This window comes from Nonomuraea sp. NPDC001636 (genome assembly GCF_040298265.1).
GTDB lineage: Bacteria > Actinomycetota > Actinomycetes > Streptosporangiales > Streptosporangiaceae > Nonomuraea.
Window position 1 is genome coordinate 429916 of the sequence record NZ_JBEOZT010000003.1, and the last position, 16367, is coordinate 446282.

At 72.2% G+C, this 16367-nt stretch carries 14 protein-coding genes; 5 read left to right on the plus strand and 9 right to left on the minus strand.

Going from position 1 to position 16367, the window contains the following annotated elements; translation table 11 throughout:
- Nucleotides 1-59: 59 nt before the first annotated feature.
- The 4 genes from ABT158_RS09100 to ABT158_RS09115 form a co-directional block, all read right to left on the minus strand.
- Nucleotides 60-2132, minus strand: a complete 2073-nt coding sequence (locus tag ABT158_RS09100; RefSeq protein WP_352352226.1) for a putative bifunctional diguanylate cyclase/phosphodiesterase — start codon at nt 2130-2132, stop codon at nt 60-62.
- A 230-nt stretch (nt 2133-2362) separates the two neighbouring features.
- Nucleotides 2363-4555, minus strand: coding sequence for an NAD-dependent DNA ligase LigA (gene ligA, locus ABT158_RS09105; RefSeq protein ID WP_352352227.1), 2193 nt, complete (start codon nt 4553-4555; stop codon nt 2363-2365).
- A gap of 73 nt (nt 4556-4628) precedes the next feature.
- A complete protein-coding gene (locus ABT158_RS09110) occupies nt 4629-5048 on the minus strand; it encodes a hypothetical protein (RefSeq protein WP_352352228.1) in 420 nt (139 codons plus the stop codon).
- A gap of 14 nt (nt 5049-5062) precedes the next feature.
- Nucleotides 5063-6055 (minus strand): methionine synthase, encoded by a 993-nt coding sequence (locus tag ABT158_RS09115; protein ID WP_352352229.1) that lies wholly within the window; start codon nt 6053-6055, stop codon nt 5063-5065.
- Between the two features lie 24 nt (nt 6056-6079).
- Here ABT158_RS09115 and ABT158_RS09120 point away from each other — a divergent pair, with 24 nt between their 5' ends.
- On the plus strand, nt 6080-6712 hold the full coding sequence (locus ABT158_RS09120; RefSeq protein ID WP_352352230.1) for an MBL fold metallo-hydrolase: 633 nt from the start codon (nt 6080-6082) through the stop codon (nt 6710-6712).
- Here the strand turns inward: ABT158_RS09120 and mnmA are convergent.
- Complete coding sequence (gene mnmA, locus ABT158_RS09125) at nt 6709-7770, minus strand: tRNA 2-thiouridine(34) synthase MnmA (RefSeq protein WP_352318938.1); 1062 nt, start codon at nt 7768-7770, stop codon at nt 6709-6711. The genes ABT158_RS09120 and mnmA overlap by 4 nt on opposite strands.
- A 67-nt stretch (nt 7771-7837) precedes the next feature.
- Between mnmA and ABT158_RS09130 the strand changes: the two genes are divergently transcribed.
- Nucleotides 7838-8890: a DUF695 domain-containing protein gene (locus ABT158_RS09130; RefSeq protein WP_352352231.1), complete on the plus strand. Its 1053-nt coding sequence runs from the start codon at nt 7838-7840 to the stop codon at nt 8888-8890.
- Here ABT158_RS09130 and ABT158_RS09135 read toward each other — a convergent pair.
- A complete protein-coding gene (locus ABT158_RS09135; protein ID WP_352352232.1) occupies nt 8883-10046 on the minus strand; it encodes a cysteine desulfurase family protein in 1164 nt (387 codons plus the stop codon). The two genes, ABT158_RS09130 and ABT158_RS09135, sit on opposite strands and share 8 nt — an antisense overlap.
- 53 nt (nt 10047-10099) lie before the next feature.
- Between ABT158_RS09135 and ABT158_RS09140 the strand changes: the two genes are divergently transcribed.
- The 3 genes from ABT158_RS09140 to ABT158_RS09150 all read left to right on the plus strand — a co-directional run bounded on the left by ABT158_RS09140 (nt 10100) and on the right by ABT158_RS09150 (nt 13035).
- Nucleotides 10100-10609, plus strand: a complete 510-nt coding sequence (locus ABT158_RS09140) for a TetR/AcrR family transcriptional regulator (RefSeq protein ID WP_352352233.1) — start codon at nt 10100-10102, stop codon at nt 10607-10609.
- A 937-nt stretch (nt 10610-11546) separates the two neighbouring features.
- A complete protein-coding gene (locus ABT158_RS09145) occupies nt 11547-12734 on the plus strand; it encodes an MFS transporter (RefSeq protein WP_352352234.1) in 1188 nt (395 codons plus the stop codon).
- 34 nt (nt 12735-12768) lie between these two features.
- Nucleotides 12769-13035 carry a hypothetical protein gene (locus ABT158_RS09150; RefSeq protein ID WP_352352235.1) on the plus strand — a complete coding sequence of 89 codons (267 nt, stop codon included), beginning with the start codon at nt 12769-12771 and terminating at the stop codon, nt 13033-13035.
- A 75-nt stretch (nt 13036-13110) separates the two neighbouring features.
- On the opposite strand, the gene ABT158_RS09155 is transcribed toward ABT158_RS09150, so the two are convergent.
- The 3 genes from ABT158_RS09155 to ABT158_RS09165 all read right to left on the minus strand — a co-directional run bounded on the left by ABT158_RS09155 (nt 13111) and on the right by ABT158_RS09165 (nt 16335).
- Nucleotides 13111-14064 (minus strand): electron transfer flavoprotein subunit alpha/FixB family protein, encoded by a 954-nt coding sequence (locus tag ABT158_RS09155; RefSeq protein ID WP_352352236.1) that lies wholly within the window; start codon nt 14062-14064, stop codon nt 13111-13113.
- 19 nt (nt 14065-14083) lie between these two features.
- On the minus strand, nt 14084-14863 hold the full coding sequence (locus tag ABT158_RS09160; RefSeq protein ID WP_352352237.1) for an electron transfer flavoprotein subunit beta/FixA family protein: 780 nt from the start codon (nt 14861-14863) through the stop codon (nt 14084-14086).
- Between the two features lie 251 nt (nt 14864-15114).
- Entirely contained in the window at nt 15115-16335 is a 1221-nt protein-coding gene (locus ABT158_RS09165) for a serine/threonine-protein kinase (protein ID WP_352352238.1), read from the minus strand.
- Between the last annotated feature and the right edge of the window lie 32 nt (nt 16336-16367).

The following is a 16367-nucleotide window of genomic DNA, read 5'->3' on the forward strand; positions in this document are numbered from 1 at the left end:
GAGACATCGAACTGTACTTCGTCGAAGTATACTTCGACGAAGTACAGTCCTGTAATCGTTCAGGCCGTCTGGGTGACCTCGGACTGGTAGCCGAACTCGATGGCGGGCGCCACCTCGCAGCGGCCCCTGAGCCAGGCGGTGGCTTCGGTGGCCGGCATGGGCTGGCAGAACAGCCAGCCCTGGCCCAGGTCGCAGCCCATCTCGGCCAGCCGCAGCGCGACGTCGTCGGACTCCACGCCCTCGGCCACCGAGCGCAGGCCGAGCGAGCGCACCAGGTCGACGATCGAGCGGACGATGCGGTCATCGTCCTCGGACTCGGCGATACGGCTGACGAATGAGGCGTCGATCTTGACCTCGGAGACCGCCAGGCGCTGGAGCCTGATCAGCGAGGAGTAGCCGGTGCCGAAGTCGTCGAGGGACAGCGGGACGCCGAGCGTGGCCAGCGCCTTGATGGTCTCCTGGGTGTAGGCCTGGTCGCCGGTCAGGATGCGCTCGGTGACCTCCAGCTGGATGGCGGCGGGCGGCAGGCCGTACCGGGTCAGGCCGACCTCCAGCTGCTCGGGCAGCGCCGCGTCGAGCAGGTCGCGGGCGGAGATGTTGACCGAGATCTGCACCTGCAGGCCGGTGTGCCACCAGCGGGCGGCCTGCTCCAGCGCGGCCTCGATGACGTACTCGGTGAGCTGGCGCATCAGGTACGTCTGCTCGGCCAGCGGGACGAAGTCGGACGGCGGGATCGGCCCGTGCACCGGATGGCACCAGCGCAGCAGGGCCTCCACCCCGGTCACCGCGCCGCCGGCCAGGCTGACCTTGGGCTGGTAGTGCAGCTGCAGCTCGCGGTTGTCGATGGCGCGGCGCAGATCGCCCAGCAGGTTGAGCCGTTCGGGCGAGTTGCGGTCTTTGTCGGGCTGGTAGAGCTCTACCCCGGTACGCCCTTCCTTGGCCAGGTACATGGCCACGTCGGCGCGTTGCAGCAGCAGCTCGAAGTCGGGGGCGTGGTCGGGGAAGAGCGCGATGCCGACCGAGCCGTCGAGGTCGAAGCTCATGCCCTCCAGGCGTACGGGCTCGGTCAGGGCGGCCCGCAGCCTGGCGGCCACCTCCCTGGCGGCGTTGGCGTCCCGGATCGAGGGCAGCAGCACGGCGAACTCGTCGCCGCCCAGCCTGGCCACCACGTCGCCCGGACGCACGGAGTGGGTCAGCCGGTGGGCCACCATCTGCAGCAGGCGGTCGCCCACCGGATGGCCCATCGTGTCATTGACCTCCTTGAACCGGTCGAGGTCGAGGAGGAACAGCCCGACCCGCTCGTCCTGGCGGGACTCGGCCAGCGCCTCCTCCGTGCTGACGATGAGCATCTTGCGGTTGGGCAGGCCGGTCAGCTCGTCGTGCAGGGCCTGGTGGTCGCGGCGCATGGACAGCGTGGCGGTGAAGTAGACGGCGGCGAGGGGGGCGACGAAGAGCGGCACGAGGCCGGGCGAATGGTCCATCACCACGACGACCAGCGGCGCGAGGCCCAGCAGCGCCGCGTAGACGAGCCCCTGCGGCCCGGCGGTGACCCGCAGCACGCGGACGATCGAACGCCGCTCGTGCAGGGCGACCGCCCCGGACACGAGCGCGGCCCTGGTGGCGAAGTAGGCCACCCCGGCCAGCGCGATCGCCGGCAGGTCGGCCCCGCTGGGCGTCCACGGCACGGCCGGGCCCGGCACGACGCCGAACAGCCCGAGCACCACGGCCGCGGCGGTGAGCGCGAGGGTGGACTGGGCGACGTTGAACATGACCCGGTGCCACGCCTTGCGCGTCACGACGCCGTTCATGGCGATCGCGACGGCCTGCATGAGCACGGCGGTGGACAGCCCGAAGTGCAGCAGCACCGCGAAGGTGAACATGGTCGACGGGTAGGTGCCGCCGACCGCGGTCGCCGAGGACACCATGACGGGCCGCAGCTCGCCCAGCATCACCAGCACCGCCAGCACCCAGAACAACGGGGTACGGGCGAGCTCCGCCAGCGCGGCCGGGTCCAGCCTGAGCATAGCCACGACCAGCGCGGTGAAGCCGATCACGGTGATGCCCGCGAGGAACGCCCAGAGCGGCGTGCCGACGCGTGGACCGGTGTCACGGGTGTCGGTTGGGTCAGTCATCGGTAACAGAACCCCCATTAGGTCACTATGGGAGGGTACGACCTTCACCCCACTTCGCGAAACCAAGCGCGTACGTTCCGTCACTTCTCCTTTCCGACATATACCCAAAAAACACTATGGGTAGCGCGGTCATCGACAGTCCGTACACGGATCTGATCCCCAGCCCGCCGAAGGCGCATCCGTGGGGCCACCGAACACCAGCCCCGCCGCAAGGGCGGAGCCGGGCTCCGCTACGTCTCCTCGACGACCGCCACGCGCGCCGCGGCCTCCGGCCCCTCCTTCAGCAGCAGCTCGAACCCCTGCTCGTCGAGGATCGGCACCTTCAGGCTGACCGCCTTGTCATACTTCGACCCGGCGTTCTCCCCCGCCACCAGGAACGACGTCTTCTTCGACACCGAGCCGGCCACCTTCCCGCCCCGGCTGGTCAGCGCCTCGGACGCGGTGTCGCGGGTGTACGCCTCCAGCGTCCCGGTGACCACGAACGTCAGCCCCTCCAGGATCTGGGGCTCCGTCTTCTCCGGGGCGGGGCCGTCGTCCATCCGCACCCCGGCCCGCCGCCACCGCTCGACGATCTCCCGGTGCCAGTCGACCTCGAACCACTCCCGGATCGTCGCCGCCACCCGCGGCCCGATGCCCTTGACCGAGGCCAGCTCCTCCTCCGAGGCGTTCATGATGGCGTCGATCGACCGCATGGAGTCGGCGAGGTCGCGCGCCGTCGGCGGCCCGACGTGCCGGATCGACAGCGCGACCAGCACCTGCGCGAGCGGCGCCGACCTGGCACGGGCGAGCTCGTCGACCAGCGTGCGGGCGGCCTGGCTGGGCCCGCCGTCGAGATTGGAGAACAGCGAGACGACCTTCTGCTCGCCCGTCTCGGGGTCGAGCTTGGGCAGGCCGGTGTCCTGGTCGCGGACGACCGACCGGATGGGCATGAGCTGCTCGATCGTCAGGTCGAACAGGTCGGCCTCGGTGCGCAGGACGGGCTCCTGCGGCGGCACCGGCTGGGTGAGCGCGGTCGCCGCCACGTAACCCAGCCCGTCGATGTCGAGCGCGCGCCGGCCGGCCGCGAAGTAGAGGCGCTCGCGGATCTGGGCGGGGCAGCTGCGGGCGTTGGGGCAGCGCAGGTCGGCGTCGCCCTCCTTCTCGTAGGCCAGCTCGGTGCCGCACTCCGGGCAGTGGGTCGGCATGACGAACTCCCGCTCGGAGCCGTCGCGCAACGCCGTGACCGCCCCGACGATCTCGGGGATGACGTCGCCCGCCTTGCGCAGCACCACGGTGTCGCCGATCAGCACGCCCTTCTTGATCACCGTGGCCGCGTTGTGCAGGGTGGCCCGCTCGACGGTCGAGCCCGCGACCACGATGGGCTCCATCACCGCGTACGGCGTGACCCGGCCGGTGCGGCCCACCCCCACCTGGATGTCGAGCAGCTTGGTGTTGACCTCCTCCGGCGGGTATTTGTAGGCGATCGCCCAGCGCGGGGCCCGCGAGGTGGACCCGAGCTCCCGCTGCGTGCGGAAGTCGTCGACCTTGACCACGACCCCGTCGATCTCGTAAGCCGGATCGTGCCGGTGCACCCGGTAGTGCTCGATGAACTCGTCGACCTCGGTGAGGCCGGGCACCACCTTGAACAGGTCGCTGACCGGCAGCCCGAACTCCCGCAGCCGCTCGTAGACCTCCGACTGGGCGCGCGGCACGGCCGAGCCCTCCCAGACGCCGATGCCGTGGACGAGCATGCGCAGCGGGCGCTGGGCGGTGACGCGCGCGTCCTTCTGCCGCAGCGTGCCCGCCGCCGAGTTGCGCGGGTTGGCGAACGGCGGCTTGCCCTGCTCCACGAGCTGCTCGTTGAGCTGCTTGAAGCCCTCGACCGGGATGTAGACCTCGCCGCGCACCTCGACCAGGCTCGGCACGCCCTCGCCCTTGAGCCGGTGGGGCACCCCCTTGATCGTGCGCACGTTGGCCGTGACGTCGTCGCCGACCCGGCCGTCGCCGCGGGTCGCGCCGCGCTCCAGCTTGCCGTCGCGGTAGACGAGCGCGATGGCCAGCCCGTCGATCTTCAGCTCGCACAGGTAGGGCCCCGGGTCGCGCTCGGCCAGCCGCTCGACGCGGGCCATCCAGGCGGCCATGTCGGCCTGGTTGAAGGCGTTGTCGAGGCTCTCCATGCGGTTGAGGTGGCTGACCTTGGCGAAGTCGCCCGAGGCCGGCGCGCCCACCTTCTGGGTGGGCGAGTCGGGCGTCTGCAACTCGGGATGGGCCTGCTCCAGCGTGAGCAGCTCGCGGAACCACTCGTCGAACTGCGCGTCGCTGACCGTGGGCTGGTCGAGCACGTAGTAGCGCCAGCGCGCGTCCTCGACCAGCTCGCTCAGCTCCGCATGCCGCTTGAGCGCGGCCACGGGCACGCCCCCGACCTCGGTGTCACGCTCGCTCACGCTGGGTCTCCTTCCACGTCGGACACGCTGAGGAAACGCTACCGCCGGGCCCCGACAGGAACGACTCCCCCGGTCATCCGCCCTGGGCCCAGACGCCTTCCCAGACCGAGCAGTTACCGGTGATCTTCCTTGCCGTGCCCCGGCAGACCCTGCCCTCGATGGAGAGCATGTAGCCGGTCTTGAGCGAGAACTCCAGCGGCTTGGTGCCCGAGCAGTTGCGGTACGTCTTGTGCCCGTCGCCGCCGCCGTCCTTGACCCAGCGCAGCTGCAGCCACGAGCAGCCGGTACGGCCGGGGAAGTCGTACAGCCTGCCGCTGACCACGAACCCCGGCCGGTCGAGCAGGACCTTGCCCTTGGCCTTCCCGGCCCGGTCGGCGGAGTAGATCGCCCCCCAGCTCCAGATCTCCGGGTTGGCCGAGGCCCCGGCGGGGACGGCGATCGAGGCGGACGCGATCAGCATGGCGGCACCGACGGCCAGAACGCGAGCAATCATGGCAAGGACGCTACTCAGCCGCCTTGCATCCCGCTTGCCGGATCGTCCTTGAGCACCTGGGCGGCCTTCCTGCACGCCGCCAGCGCCGCCCGCGCGTAGCGGGGCGAGGCTCCGGCCAGGCCGCAGGCGGGCGTCAGCGTGACCTTGGCGGCCAGCCCGTCGGGGGCGAACCCGAGCCGCCGCCACAGCTCCACCGCGGGCCTGGCGACCACCCCGGTGTCCGGCAGCGCGACGTCCCTGCCCGGCACGACGCCGAGCAGCAGGCCGACTCCGGCCTCGAAGAGCTCGCCGAGCTGGTCGTCGTCCCTGCGGCGCAGCAGCGACGCGTCGACCGACACCGCGCGCGCCCCGGCCCGCCGCAGCAGCGCGTAGGGCACCCCGGGCGCGCAGCAGTGGACCACCGCGCCGGGGAACAGCCGCAGCGACTCCTCCACCCGCCACTCCTCGACCGCCGCCAGCCGCCCGAACCCGGACGCGGTCGGGACCGTGCCCGCCAGCACGCCCGGCAGCCCCGGCTCGTCGAGCTGCAGCACGATCTCGGTGACCCCCGGCAGCCGCCGCCGCACCTCGGCGCAGTGGTCGGCGACCCCCTGGGCCAGCGACGCGACCAGGTCGCGCACGGCGCCCGCGTCGGAGAGCATCTTGTCGCCGAACTTCAGCTCAATGGCCGCGGCCAGCGTCCACGGCCCGCACACCTGCAGCTTGAGCGGCCCGGAGTAGTCGTGCGCGACCTCCTCCAGCCCGTCGAGGTCGCGGCGCAGGTGATCGACGGCCCGCTGATGGTCGCGGCCCGGCCGGTCGGCCAGCCGCCACCCGGACGGCTGCACCTCGACCGGCAGGTCGATCAGCAGCCCGGCCGTCCTGCCGATCATGTCGGCGCCGACCCCGCGGGCCGGCAGCTCCGGCAGGTACGGCAGGCCGGGCAACTCGCCGAACACGACACGGATCGCCTCAAGATGATCCTCACCCGGATGTGACCCGACCCCGGTGGCTTCCCACGTAGACATGGGCACAAGCGTAGGCTCTGCCGGATGGAGCTCACCAAACTCACGCACGCCTGCGTACGCCTTGAGAAGAACGGCAAGGTCCTGGTCATCGATCCGGGCACCTTCTCGCAGGAGCCGGTCCTCGACGGGGTCGACGCGGTCCTGATCACCCACCAGCACTTCGACCACTTCGACATCGAGAAGCTGAAGGCCGCCCCCGCCGGGGTCGAGGTCTGGACGTGCGAGGGCGTCGCGGCCCAGCTGACCGACGTGCCGGTCAAGGTCCAGGTGGTCCGGCACGGCGACGCCTTCGACGCGGCCGGTTTCCGGGTGCGGGCGTTCGGCGAGTGGCACAGCAAGAACCACCCCGATGCACCCGTCGTACAGAATGTCGGTTTCATGCTCGACGACGAGGTGTTCTACCCCGGCGACGCGCTCACCTTGCCCGGCGTCGAGGTGCCCACCCTCCTCGCGCCGACCAACGCCCCCTGGATGAAGCTCAGCGAGATGGTCGAGTACCTGCGCACGGTGCGCCCGGCCCGCGCGTTCTCCACGCACGACGGCCTGCTCAACGACATCGGCCTGTCGCTGGTGGACACCTACCTGGAGCTGGAGTCGGAGAAGCAGGGCGCCGACATGCGCCGGCTCAAGGTCGGCGAGTCGGTGACGCTGCCCTAGGCGGCCGAGACGATGGTGGCCGAGCCGATGACCGTGTCGCCGGAGTAGAGCACGGCCGCCTGGCCCGCCGCGACGCCGGTGGCCGGACGGTCGAGGTCGATGCGCAGCCCACCGCCCGCCTCCTCCTCGAAGCGGCAGCCGTAGACCTCGCCGTGGGCCCTGAGCTGCACGGTCAGGTCGTCGAGGCGGGACGGGCCGTTCCAGACCGGGCGGACGCAGGAGATCGAGGTGACCTCCAGCGCCGAGCGCGGGCCGACCGTGACCGTGTTGGAGACCGGCTCGATCGACAACACGTAGCGCGGCCTGCCGTCGGCGGCCGGACGGTCGATGCGCAGGCCCTTGCGCTGGCCGACCGTGAAGCCGTGGGCGCCCTGGTGGGTGCCCACCACCGCGCCCTCCTGGTCGACGATCGGGCCCTCCTCGGCGCCGAGCCGGCCGGCCAGGAAGCCGCGGGTGTCGCCGTCGGCGATGAAGCAGATGTCGTGGCTGTCGGGCTTGTCGGCGACGGTCAGGCCGCGCCGGGCGGCCTCCTCGCGCACCTCGGCCTTGGTGGAGCCGCCGAGCGGGAAGATCGCGTGGCTGAGCTGCTCACGGGTGAGCACCCCCAGCACGTACGACTGATCCTTGCCCTGGTCGACGCTCCTGGACAGCACGCCGTCGGACAGCTTGGCGTGGTGGCCGGTGGCGACGGCGTCGAAGCCGAGGGCGAGCGCCCGGTCGAGCACCGCCTCGAACTTGATCTTCTCGTTGCACCGCAGGCACGGGTTGGGTGTGCGGCCCGCGGCGTACTCGGCCACGAAGTCCTCCACCACGTCGCGCTGGAACCGCTCGGCCATGTCCCAGATGTAGAACGGGATGCCGATCACGTCGGCGGCCCGCCGCGCGTCGCGGGAGTCCTCGATCGTGCAGCAACCCCGCGCGCCCGTGCGGTGGGATTGAGGGTTGGCCGACAGGGCCAGATGCACACCAGTGACGTCGTGACCGGCCTCGGCGATCCGGGCGGCGGCCACGGCGGAATCGACGCCGCCCGACATGGCGGCAAGCACACGCAGTCCCATGACCGTTCCAGCGTACTGTCCGGCGGGGAGTGCGCGGCCATCGGCTCCGTCTGGAAGGATTCAGCGCATGCGACTGTTCGGGCGCAAGGACGAAGACGAAGAGGCCGACCGGCCAGGCGACGGCGTGGCCGCGTTCTGGGCGTGGTGGCAGGAGGCCAGGCCGCGGCTCGACTCGCTGGTGGCGGCGGGCACGGCCGACGGCATCGAGGAGCTGGTCGCCCCCGCCGTGGCCGCGATCGACCCCGGCCTGGTCTGGGAGGTGGCGCCCGGCAGGAACGCCGCGCACGCCCTGGTGGTGACCGCGGCCGGCGACGCCGAGCTGCGCTCGCTCGCCCACCGCTGGGCCAGGGCCGCCCCGCCGGCCGACCTGCTGTGGGAGTTCCATCCGTCCCGGCAGGCCAACCCGCAGGCGCTGGAGCTGACGCTCGACGTGGGCGGGTTCGAGTTCGCGCTCGACAAGCTGGTCTTCGGGCTGCGCGTGCCGCGTGACCAGCCGCGCGTCGACGTGACCGCCCACCACCCGATCTTCGGCGAGCTCGACGAGGAGACCCGCCTGGAGGCGACGCTGCTCGCCCTCGACTGGCTGCTGGGCGAGGACGACGTCGCCAGGTGGGTGGGCGAGATCACACCCGCCACGTTCCAGCCGATCGACGCGGTCGCCGCCGTCCACCTGCCCGCCGTGGTCGCCGACCTGGCCTCGGGTCATGAGGGCGAGGAGTGGCTGCTGCTCGAAGGGCAGACCGGCGAGGGCGCGCCGCTGGTGGCCACCGCGCGCTTCCCGCTGCGGCCCGTCGACCACCCGCTGCTCGACCAGCACATCGAGATCACGCTTCCGTACGCCCACCGCGACGCCGACGGCCTGCCCGCCGGCGATTCGCTGAAGGCGTTGCGCGACTTCGAGGAGCGCCTGGCCGCCCGTCTGCTCAAGCTGCGCGACGACGCCCTGCTGGCCGCGCACCTGAGCGCCGCCGGCCATCGGGTCATCCACGTCTACGCCGACCCGGCCTCCGACGCGGCGATCCACGCCAAGGAGCTGATCGTGAGCTGGGAGGAGGGCGAGCCGCGGGTCGACGTGGGCCACGACCCCGCCTGGGCCGCGGTCTCCCCCTTCCTCAGCTGAGCCCGGCCCTGCGGGCCCGCTCGACGGCCGCGGGCAGCACCTCGATCAGGCGGTCGACGTCGGCCGCGGTCGAGGTGTGGCCCAGGGTGAACCTGAGCGAGCCGCGCGCGGCCGCCGCGTCGGCGCCCATCGCGAGCAGCACGTGCGAGGGCTGCGCCACGCCCGCCGAGCAGGCCGAGCCGGTCGAGCACTCCACGCCCTTGGCGTCGAGCAGCATGAGCAGCGCGTCGCCCTCGCAGCCGGGGAAGGAGAAGTGGGCGTTGCCGGGCAGCCGGCCGGTCGGGTCGCCGTTGAGCACGACGTCGGGGACGGCCTGGCGGACGCGCTGGATGAGCTCGTCGCGCAGCGCCGTCAGGCGGCGGCCCAGGGCCTCCTGCTCCTTCACGGCGGTCCGCACGGCGGCGGCCAGGCCCGCGATGGCGGGGGCGTCGAGCGTGCCGGAGCGCACGTCGCGCTCCTGACCTCCGCCGTGCTGCACCGACACCGGGGTCAGCCCCCTGGTCAGCAGCAGCGCGCCCACGCCCATCGGGCCGCCGACCTTGTGGCCGGTCAGCGTGAGGGCGTCGGCGCCGGAGTCGGCGAACGACACCGGGAGCTGCCCGATCGCCTGCACCGCGTCGGTGTGGAACGGGACGCCGTGGTCGTGGGCGACGGCCGCCAGCACGTGGACCGGCTGGACCGTGCCCACCTCGTTGTTGGCCCACATGACGCTGATCATGGCGACGTCGTCGGGGTCGCGTTCGATGGCGGCGCGCAGCGTGTCGGGATGGACCCGGCCGTGTTCGTCGACGTCGAGCAGCTCGACCTCGGCGCCCTGGCTCTCGGCCAGCCACGCGGCCGGGTCGAGCGCGGCGTGGTGCTCGACGGAGCTGAGCAGGATGCGCCGCCGGGGCCTGCGCGCCCAGTAGAGGCCCTTGATGGCGAGGTTGTCGGCCTCGGTGCCGCCCGAGGTGAACACGACCTCGCTCGGCCGGGCCCCCAGGGCGTCGGCGATGCTCTCGCGGGACTCCTCGACGACCCTGCGCACCTGACGGCCCGCGGCGTGCAGCGACGAGGCGTTGCCGACGCGTTTGAGTTGCTCCGTCATGGCCTCGATCGCTTCGGGCAGCATGGGCGTGGTCGCCGCATGATCAAGATAGGCCGACGGTCGTGTCACCCGATCAGGGTATCTCGTTTGCCACTGTACCGTCCGGACGGTACAGTTGAGGCATGCGAAGGGACGAGCTGTTGGACGCGGCGGAAGACCTCCTGTGCGACCAGGGGTCGGCCGCGCTGACGCTGTCCGCCGTGGCCGACCGGGCCGGGGTGAGCAAGGGCGGTCTTCTTTACCACTTCGGCACCAAAGAGGCCCTGATCAAGGCCATGGTCGAACGGCTGATCGAAGAGTTCGACGACCTGATGGCCGCGCAGCCGGACGGCACGTACACCGAGCGCTACCTCGGCGCCACGCTGATCGCCGTGCGTTCGGGGCGGCTGCGACGATGGGCGGTCGTGACGGGCGCGTCCGGGAACCTCTTCCTGCTCGCGCCGCTGCGCGAGGCGATGTCGCGATGGCACCGGGAGGGGTTGGGCGACGAGCCCGACCCGCTGGCCGCGCAGATCGTGCGCCTGGCGTGCGAAGGGTTGTGGGACGTGGCCAGCCATGACCCGCAGCTCAACTCGGAGGCGGACCTGCGTGCCCTCGAAGCCCGGCTGAGAGCGCTGCTCAAACCCGGCTGACCCGCCCGGCTCGGGTGTGTCGGGAGTCACCGTGGTCCCGGGAATGTGCCGGGGTCACTCGTGGTTCAGGTGTCGGAGCTTCGATCACGGAGCTTTCCGCGGTTCTCCGCGGTTTCCTGCTGTGTCGGACCGGAACGGATGGGAGGGCGGTCTCGCGATGACGATCCCGTGCTCCCACGACCCCTGTCCCAGGGCCTTCGCCCGCTTCCCGTCCAGACCGAGCGCCCCGGCGGCGCCCGCCGTCCCGGTCGGACCGGCCCGTACGGGCTGGGCAGGCCGGACGCGCAGGCCCCCGTCAGGCAGACGGTAGGCCGGAGGGCGCGGGCGGCGGTCGAGCGGCGGGAACCGACCGGCCTGGCCGTCAGCCCGACAGGGCCGACGGTCCGGTCATGACGCGGGCCACGATCGAGCGCCCGGGTCGCTCACCGAGCAGCACGAGCTGACCCCGGCCGGCGCCGGCCGGCCCCCCGCTCACCGACACCACCCGCTCGGCACCGACCCACGCCCTCAGCCGCGCCTCACCCCGCCCAAGGGCCCCGAACCACGTCAACCCACCCGACGCGCCAACCCACCCGACCGTCTCAACCCACCCAAGGGCGCCTCAACCCGCCCAAGGGCCGAGGCCGGTCGGCCGACCTCGGCCCGCCAACGCCCTCCCAGCAGCCCCGTCAACAGCTTGAGTCGCCCTGCCTCCGCACAGCCGGGCACTCGGGAGGCGGCCCGCCCGAACGCCGGGCGAGCCGGAGCGGCGGGCCGGAGCGGCGGGCCGGAGGCCGGCTCGGGGCCGGGCCAGGGGATCGCGCCGGGCGGCGGGCCTGGCGGGTGTTGGTGGGCGGTTCTGTCCCTTCGAGTATTCATCCCCTGGTTTTTCCTGGGCGCTCCCACAAGGGAGCGCCCGATTTGTGGCGAAATAACGAGTTTCTGAGAGGTGTGCCTTATGACCCGCGACCTGAGGACGGCCCGCTACGGGGCGATCCTCACCTTCGTCCTCGGCGGCCTGATGGTGGGCACGATGACCGTGCGCATCCCCGCCCTGACCGACAAACTCGGCCTGTCCGAGTCCACGGTCGGCGCGGTGCTCCTCGCATGGGGCCTCGGGGCCCTCGTGACCATGCAGTCCATGCGACGGATCATGGCCCGCGCGGGCAGCAGGGCGGTTCTGCGGATCGGCGCCCCACTCACCGCGGTCGGCCTGCTGGCCGTCGCCTTCGCCCCGAACCTGCCCCTCCTGATCGTGGCCGCCACGTTCTTCGGCATGGCCTTCGGCACCGTGGACGTCGCCATGAACGCCCAGGGCTCCACCGTCGAGCAGGCGTACGGCCGCCCGCTGATGAACGGCATGCACGCCGGCTGGTGCGTGGGCGCCATCTCGGCGGGGGCGCTGGGCAGCCTGTCGATCGCCGCCGGCCTGTCGTTCACCGCCAACCTGGCGCTGGTCGCCCTGGTCTCGCTGCCGGTCGCGCTGCTGATCGGCCGTACGTACCTGCCGGAGACCCCGGCGACGGGGGCGGCGCGCACGGCCCGGCACCGCATGCCGGCGATCGTCTACCTGCTCGGCGCCATCATGTTCTTCGCCTTCATGGTCGAGGGCGTGGTCGCCGACTGGAACGGCCTGTACATGCGCAACGAGCTCGGCGCGCCCGAGGCGCTGGCCGCGCTCGGCTACCCGGTGTTCGAGGCCGGCATGCTGCTGGCCAGGCTCACCGGCGACCGGCTGCGCTCCCGGTTCGGGGTGCGCGGCATGCTGGGCGTGTCCGGCGTGGCCACGGCCGGGTTCTTCACGGTCGTGCTGATGGCTCCGGCGGCGCTGGTGGCGGTGCTGGCGATGTTCTTCGTCGGGCTCGGCGTGGCGACGATCGCGCCGCTGACGCTGTCCCTGGCGGGCACCGCGACCGACGCGCCCGGACCGGCCATCGCCCAGGCGGGCGCCATGGGCTACGCGGGCCTGCTGCTCGGCCCGGTGGTGATCGGCTTCCTGTCGGACGCCACCTCGCTGCGCGGCGCGCTCGGCATCGCGGTCCTCCTGGGCGTGCTGATCGCCGTGGCGTCGCGGTTCCTGCCCAGGCGGGAGGCGCCGGTGTTCGGGGCCGTTCCGGTGCGGGAGCCGGTGAAGGTCGCCGCGTAGGACATTTGTCATGCCAAGCCTCGTACATCCACCCATGTCCGATTCATGGAGGGCGTGCGAGGCTTGGGCGTCCGGCACGGTCGGCGTCGTGCTCATGGTCGTCCTGGCCGGAACCGGCTTCCAGCTCGTGCCGGACCGCGACCGGGTTCCCGCCCCGCTGTTCCCCGCGGTCGCCGCGGTGGCCGCCGTCGTCCTGTGCGCGCTGCTGGACCTGCACGGCTTCGCCCTGCTGGCGGGCGTGCTCGCCGGAGGGGCGCTGAAGGCGGCCGGCGCCCGGACCGCGCCCGCCGCGTCAGCTTGAGACGGCGGAGGCGGCGCCGCACGTCGTGCGGCGCCGCCTCCGACCGGCGCTGTGCGCGCCCGCTGATCCCGGACGCTACTTGCGCTTGCTGATCTCTTCGGTGAGCTGCGGGACGACCTGGTGCAGGTCACCCACGACCCCGTAGTCGGCGAGCTCGAAGATCGGCGCCTCGGGGTCCTTGTTGATCGCGACGATGGTCTTCGCGGTCTGCATGCCGGCCCGGTGCTGGATGGCGCCGGAGATCCCGGCCGCGATGTAGAGCTGCGGCGAGACCGTCTTGCCCGTCTGGCCCACCTGGAACTGGTGGGGGTACCAGCCGGCGTCCGTGGCGGCTCGCGAGGCGCCGACGGCCGCGCCCAGCGTGTCGGCCAGGCTCTCGATGACGGAGAAGTTCTCGGCGGAGCCCACGCCCCGGCCGCCGGAGACCACGATCGCGGCCTCGGTCAGCTCGGGCCTGGCGCCCTTCTCCTGCTTGACGCGCTCGACGATGCGGGCGGCCTTCGCCGCCTCGCTCAGCGCGACCGACACCTCCTCGACGGCGCCGGCGCCCGCGGCGGCCTGCGGGGCCGTCGAGTTCGGGCGTACGGCGACGATCGGGGTGCCCCTGCGCACCTTGGAGTGCACGTTGACGCCGCCACCGAAGATCGACTGGTCGGCCACGAAGCCCTCGGACAGGCCCACGGCGTCGGTGATGACACCGGAGTCGGTCTTGACGGCCAGGCGACCGGCGACCTCCTTGCCCTCGGCCGTGGCGGCCACGAGCACCGCGGCGGGCGACTTCTCGGCGACGAGCTGGGCCAGCAGCTCGGCCTTGGGCGCCACCACATGGTCGACGATGTCGGCGGACCCGGCGTTGTAGATCGTCTCGGCGCCGTACTCGGCCAGCTTGGCCTTGGCGGCGTCGCCGAGGCCGGGGCCGGCCCAGACGGCGGCGGGCGTGCCGAGCGAGCGGGCCAGGGTCAGCAGTTCGAGCGTGACCTTCTTGACCTCGCCGTCGACCTGCTCCACGAGAACGAGAATCTCCGACATATCAGTAAAACCCCCGTTCTCAGATGAACTTCTTGGAGGCGAGGAAGTCGGCGGCCTTCGAGCCTCCGTCGCCCTCGTCCTTGACGATCGTGCCGGCGGCGCGCGGCGGCGCGGCGGCGAAGTCGACCACCTCGGACCAGGCGGCGCCCAGGCCCACCTGGGCGGCGTCGATCTCGGCGTCGGCGATGGCCAGCGTCTCGACCGGCTTCTTCTTGGCCGCCATGATGCCCTTGAAGGACGGGTAACGCGGCTCGTTGATCTTCTCGACCACGGACACGACGGCCGGCAGCGTGGCCTGGACCTTGTCGAAGCCGTAGTCGGTGATGCGCTGGACGCTGATCGAGGAGCCCTCGATCTCGACCTTGTTGGCCAGGGTGAGCTGGGCCGTGCCCAGACGCTCGGCCAGCATCGCGGCCAGCACGCCGGTGCGGGCGTCGGTCGACTCCGAGCCCAGGACGACCAGGTCGAACCCGATCTTCTTGAGCACCTGGGCCATCGCGTACGAGGTGGACAGCGCGTCGGAGCCGTGCAGCGCGTCGTCGCTCAGGTGGACCGCCTTGTCGGCGCCCATCGCCAGGGCCTTGCGGATGGTCTCGGTGGCCTTGCCCGGGCCCATGGTGAGCACGGTGACCTCGCCACCATGCGCCTCCTTGAGCTTCAGCGCCTCCTCGACCGCGTACTCGTCAAGCTCGTTGACCACGCCGTCGACGGCGTCACGATCGAGCGTGTTGTCATCGGACCGCAGCTTGCGCTCGGTCGCCGTATCGGGGACCTGCTTCACGCAGACGACGATGTTCATGGCCGGTGGCCGACCTCCCGTGTTCGCGTGCGCCCACCGCGTCGCTGCGATAGGCGCCGAATGCAATGCTGACCAGACTGCCAGGTTCCCGACGGGCTCCTGACACGGGGTGGGTCAGAGTCGTGCCCTGGCTCCCGCGGTCATGTTACCCATGGGTAGCTTACGCGCAAACCGGCGGTTCCCGCGTCAAGCCCCTACCCTTCCCACCATACCGAACTTTATTCGGTACGTTCCGATCGCCCCCGGGGAAATCAGGCGGACAACAGGAACACGATGCCCACCACCAGGGCCGTACCCGCGAACAGGGCCAGTGTGAACGTGCTGAACACCGCGGCGAGCCCGAAGCACAGCCCCACCGCCCCCGCCACGCTCACCAGGTCGGCCACCATCCGGCTGCGCCGGTAGGGCCCGCGCGAGAGCAGCGCCACCCCCGCGTCGCTCACCACCGCCAGCACGTAGGCGGCCAGCAGGAACAGCGCCACCTCGGGCAGCGGCTCGCGGGCGGCCGCCGCCAGCAGCGACACGAACAGGCCCGAGCCGATCAGCCACCGCCTGCGCACCTTCTCCCGGTGCCGCGCCCTGGACTCCTCGACCGGCCTGCGACGCCCGTCGCCCGGCCGCCACTCTCTCGTGCTCATGTCGTCGGCCGGCCGGGGACGCGCCACCGGGGCCGAGGGACGGGGGCCGGTCTGCCGTACGTGCGGGACGGGGGCGACGCCCAGCCGGGCGCAGATCTGCGCGGCCGTGGGCCGCGCGGCGGGGTCGGTGGACAGGCACTCGCGTAACAGCGGCGCCAGCCAGTCCGGCACGCCCTCCAGGTCGGGCGGGTGGTGCACGACCCGGTAGGCCACCGCCGAGGCCGGCCCCTGCCCGTACGGCTGCCGCCCGGTCGCGGCGTAGGCGAGCGTCGCGCCGAAGGAGAACACGTCGGCCTCGACACCCGCGCTGCCGCCTTCGAGGATCTCCGGAGCCAGGTAGCCGGGCGTGCCGACCACCGCGCCAGACGCGGTGACCGACAACGAGTCGAGCGCGCTGGCGATGCCGAAGTCGATGACGACCGGGCCGTCCTCGCTCATCATCACGTTGGCCGGCTTGAGGTCGCGGTGGACCACCCCGGACTCGTGCATGGCCAGCAGCGCGTCGGCCAGCCCCGAGGCCAGGGGGCCCAGCTCGGCGACGGGCACGGGCACGGCGCTGAGCGGGCGGCCCTGGACGTAGCGGGTCACCAGGTAGGGTCTGGGGCCCTCCAGCGAGGCGTCGAGCACCTCGGCGACGTGCGGCCCGCCCACCCGGCGCATCGTCTCCACCTCGCGGTCGAGCCTGCCCAGCGCGAGGGCGTCGGCCGCGACGTGCGGATGCAGCACCTTGACCGCGACCGTGCGCCCCTGGGCGTCGAGCGCCAGATGGACCTCGCCGAAGCCGCCCGCGCCGAGCCTGGAGAGAAGCTCATAGGGGCCGAGGCGCTCGCTCATACCTCATCTCTCCCCCGCCGGGCCCAGGGGGA

What these genes read in the sequence shown, in the direction of transcription:
- ABT158_RS09100 (WP_352352226.1), bottom strand. Translation starts at nt 2,132, where the DNA reads ATGACTGACCCAACCGACACCCGTGACACCGGTCCACGCGTCGGCACG.
- ABT158_RS09110 (WP_352352228.1), bottom strand. Translation starts at nt 5,048, where the DNA reads ATGATTGCTCGCGTTCTGGCCGTCGGTGCCGCCATGCTGATCGCGTCC.
- ABT158_RS09115 (WP_352352229.1), bottom strand. Translation starts at nt 6,055, where the DNA reads ATGTCTACGTGGGAAGCCACCGGGGTCGGGTCACATCCGGGTGAGGAT.
- ABT158_RS09120 (WP_352352230.1), top strand. Translation starts at nt 6,080, where the DNA reads ATGGAGCTCACCAAACTCACGCACGCCTGCGTACGCCTTGAGAAGAAC.
- mnmA (WP_352318938.1), bottom strand. Translation starts at nt 7,770, where the DNA reads ATGGGACTGCGTGTGCTTGCCGCCATGTCGGGCGGCGTCGATTCCGCC.
- ABT158_RS09130 (WP_352352231.1), top strand. Translation starts at nt 7,838, where the DNA reads ATGCGACTGTTCGGGCGCAAGGACGAAGACGAAGAGGCCGACCGGCCA.
- ABT158_RS09140 (WP_352352233.1), top strand. Translation starts at nt 10,100, where the DNA reads ATGCGAAGGGACGAGCTGTTGGACGCGGCGGAAGACCTCCTGTGCGAC.
- ABT158_RS09145 (WP_352352234.1), top strand. Translation starts at nt 11,547, where the DNA reads ATGACCCGCGACCTGAGGACGGCCCGCTACGGGGCGATCCTCACCTTC.
- ABT158_RS09150 (WP_352352235.1), top strand. Translation starts at nt 12,769, where the DNA reads ATGTCCGATTCATGGAGGGCGTGCGAGGCTTGGGCGTCCGGCACGGTC.
- ABT158_RS09155 (WP_352352236.1), bottom strand. Translation starts at nt 14,064, where the DNA reads ATGTCGGAGATTCTCGTTCTCGTGGAGCAGGTCGACGGCGAGGTCAAG.
- ABT158_RS09160 (WP_352352237.1), bottom strand. Translation starts at nt 14,863, where the DNA reads ATGAACATCGTCGTCTGCGTGAAGCAGGTCCCCGATACGGCGACCGAG.
- ABT158_RS09165 (WP_352352238.1), bottom strand. Translation starts at nt 16,335, where the DNA reads ATGAGCGAGCGCCTCGGCCCCTATGAGCTTCTCTCCAGGCTCGGCGCG.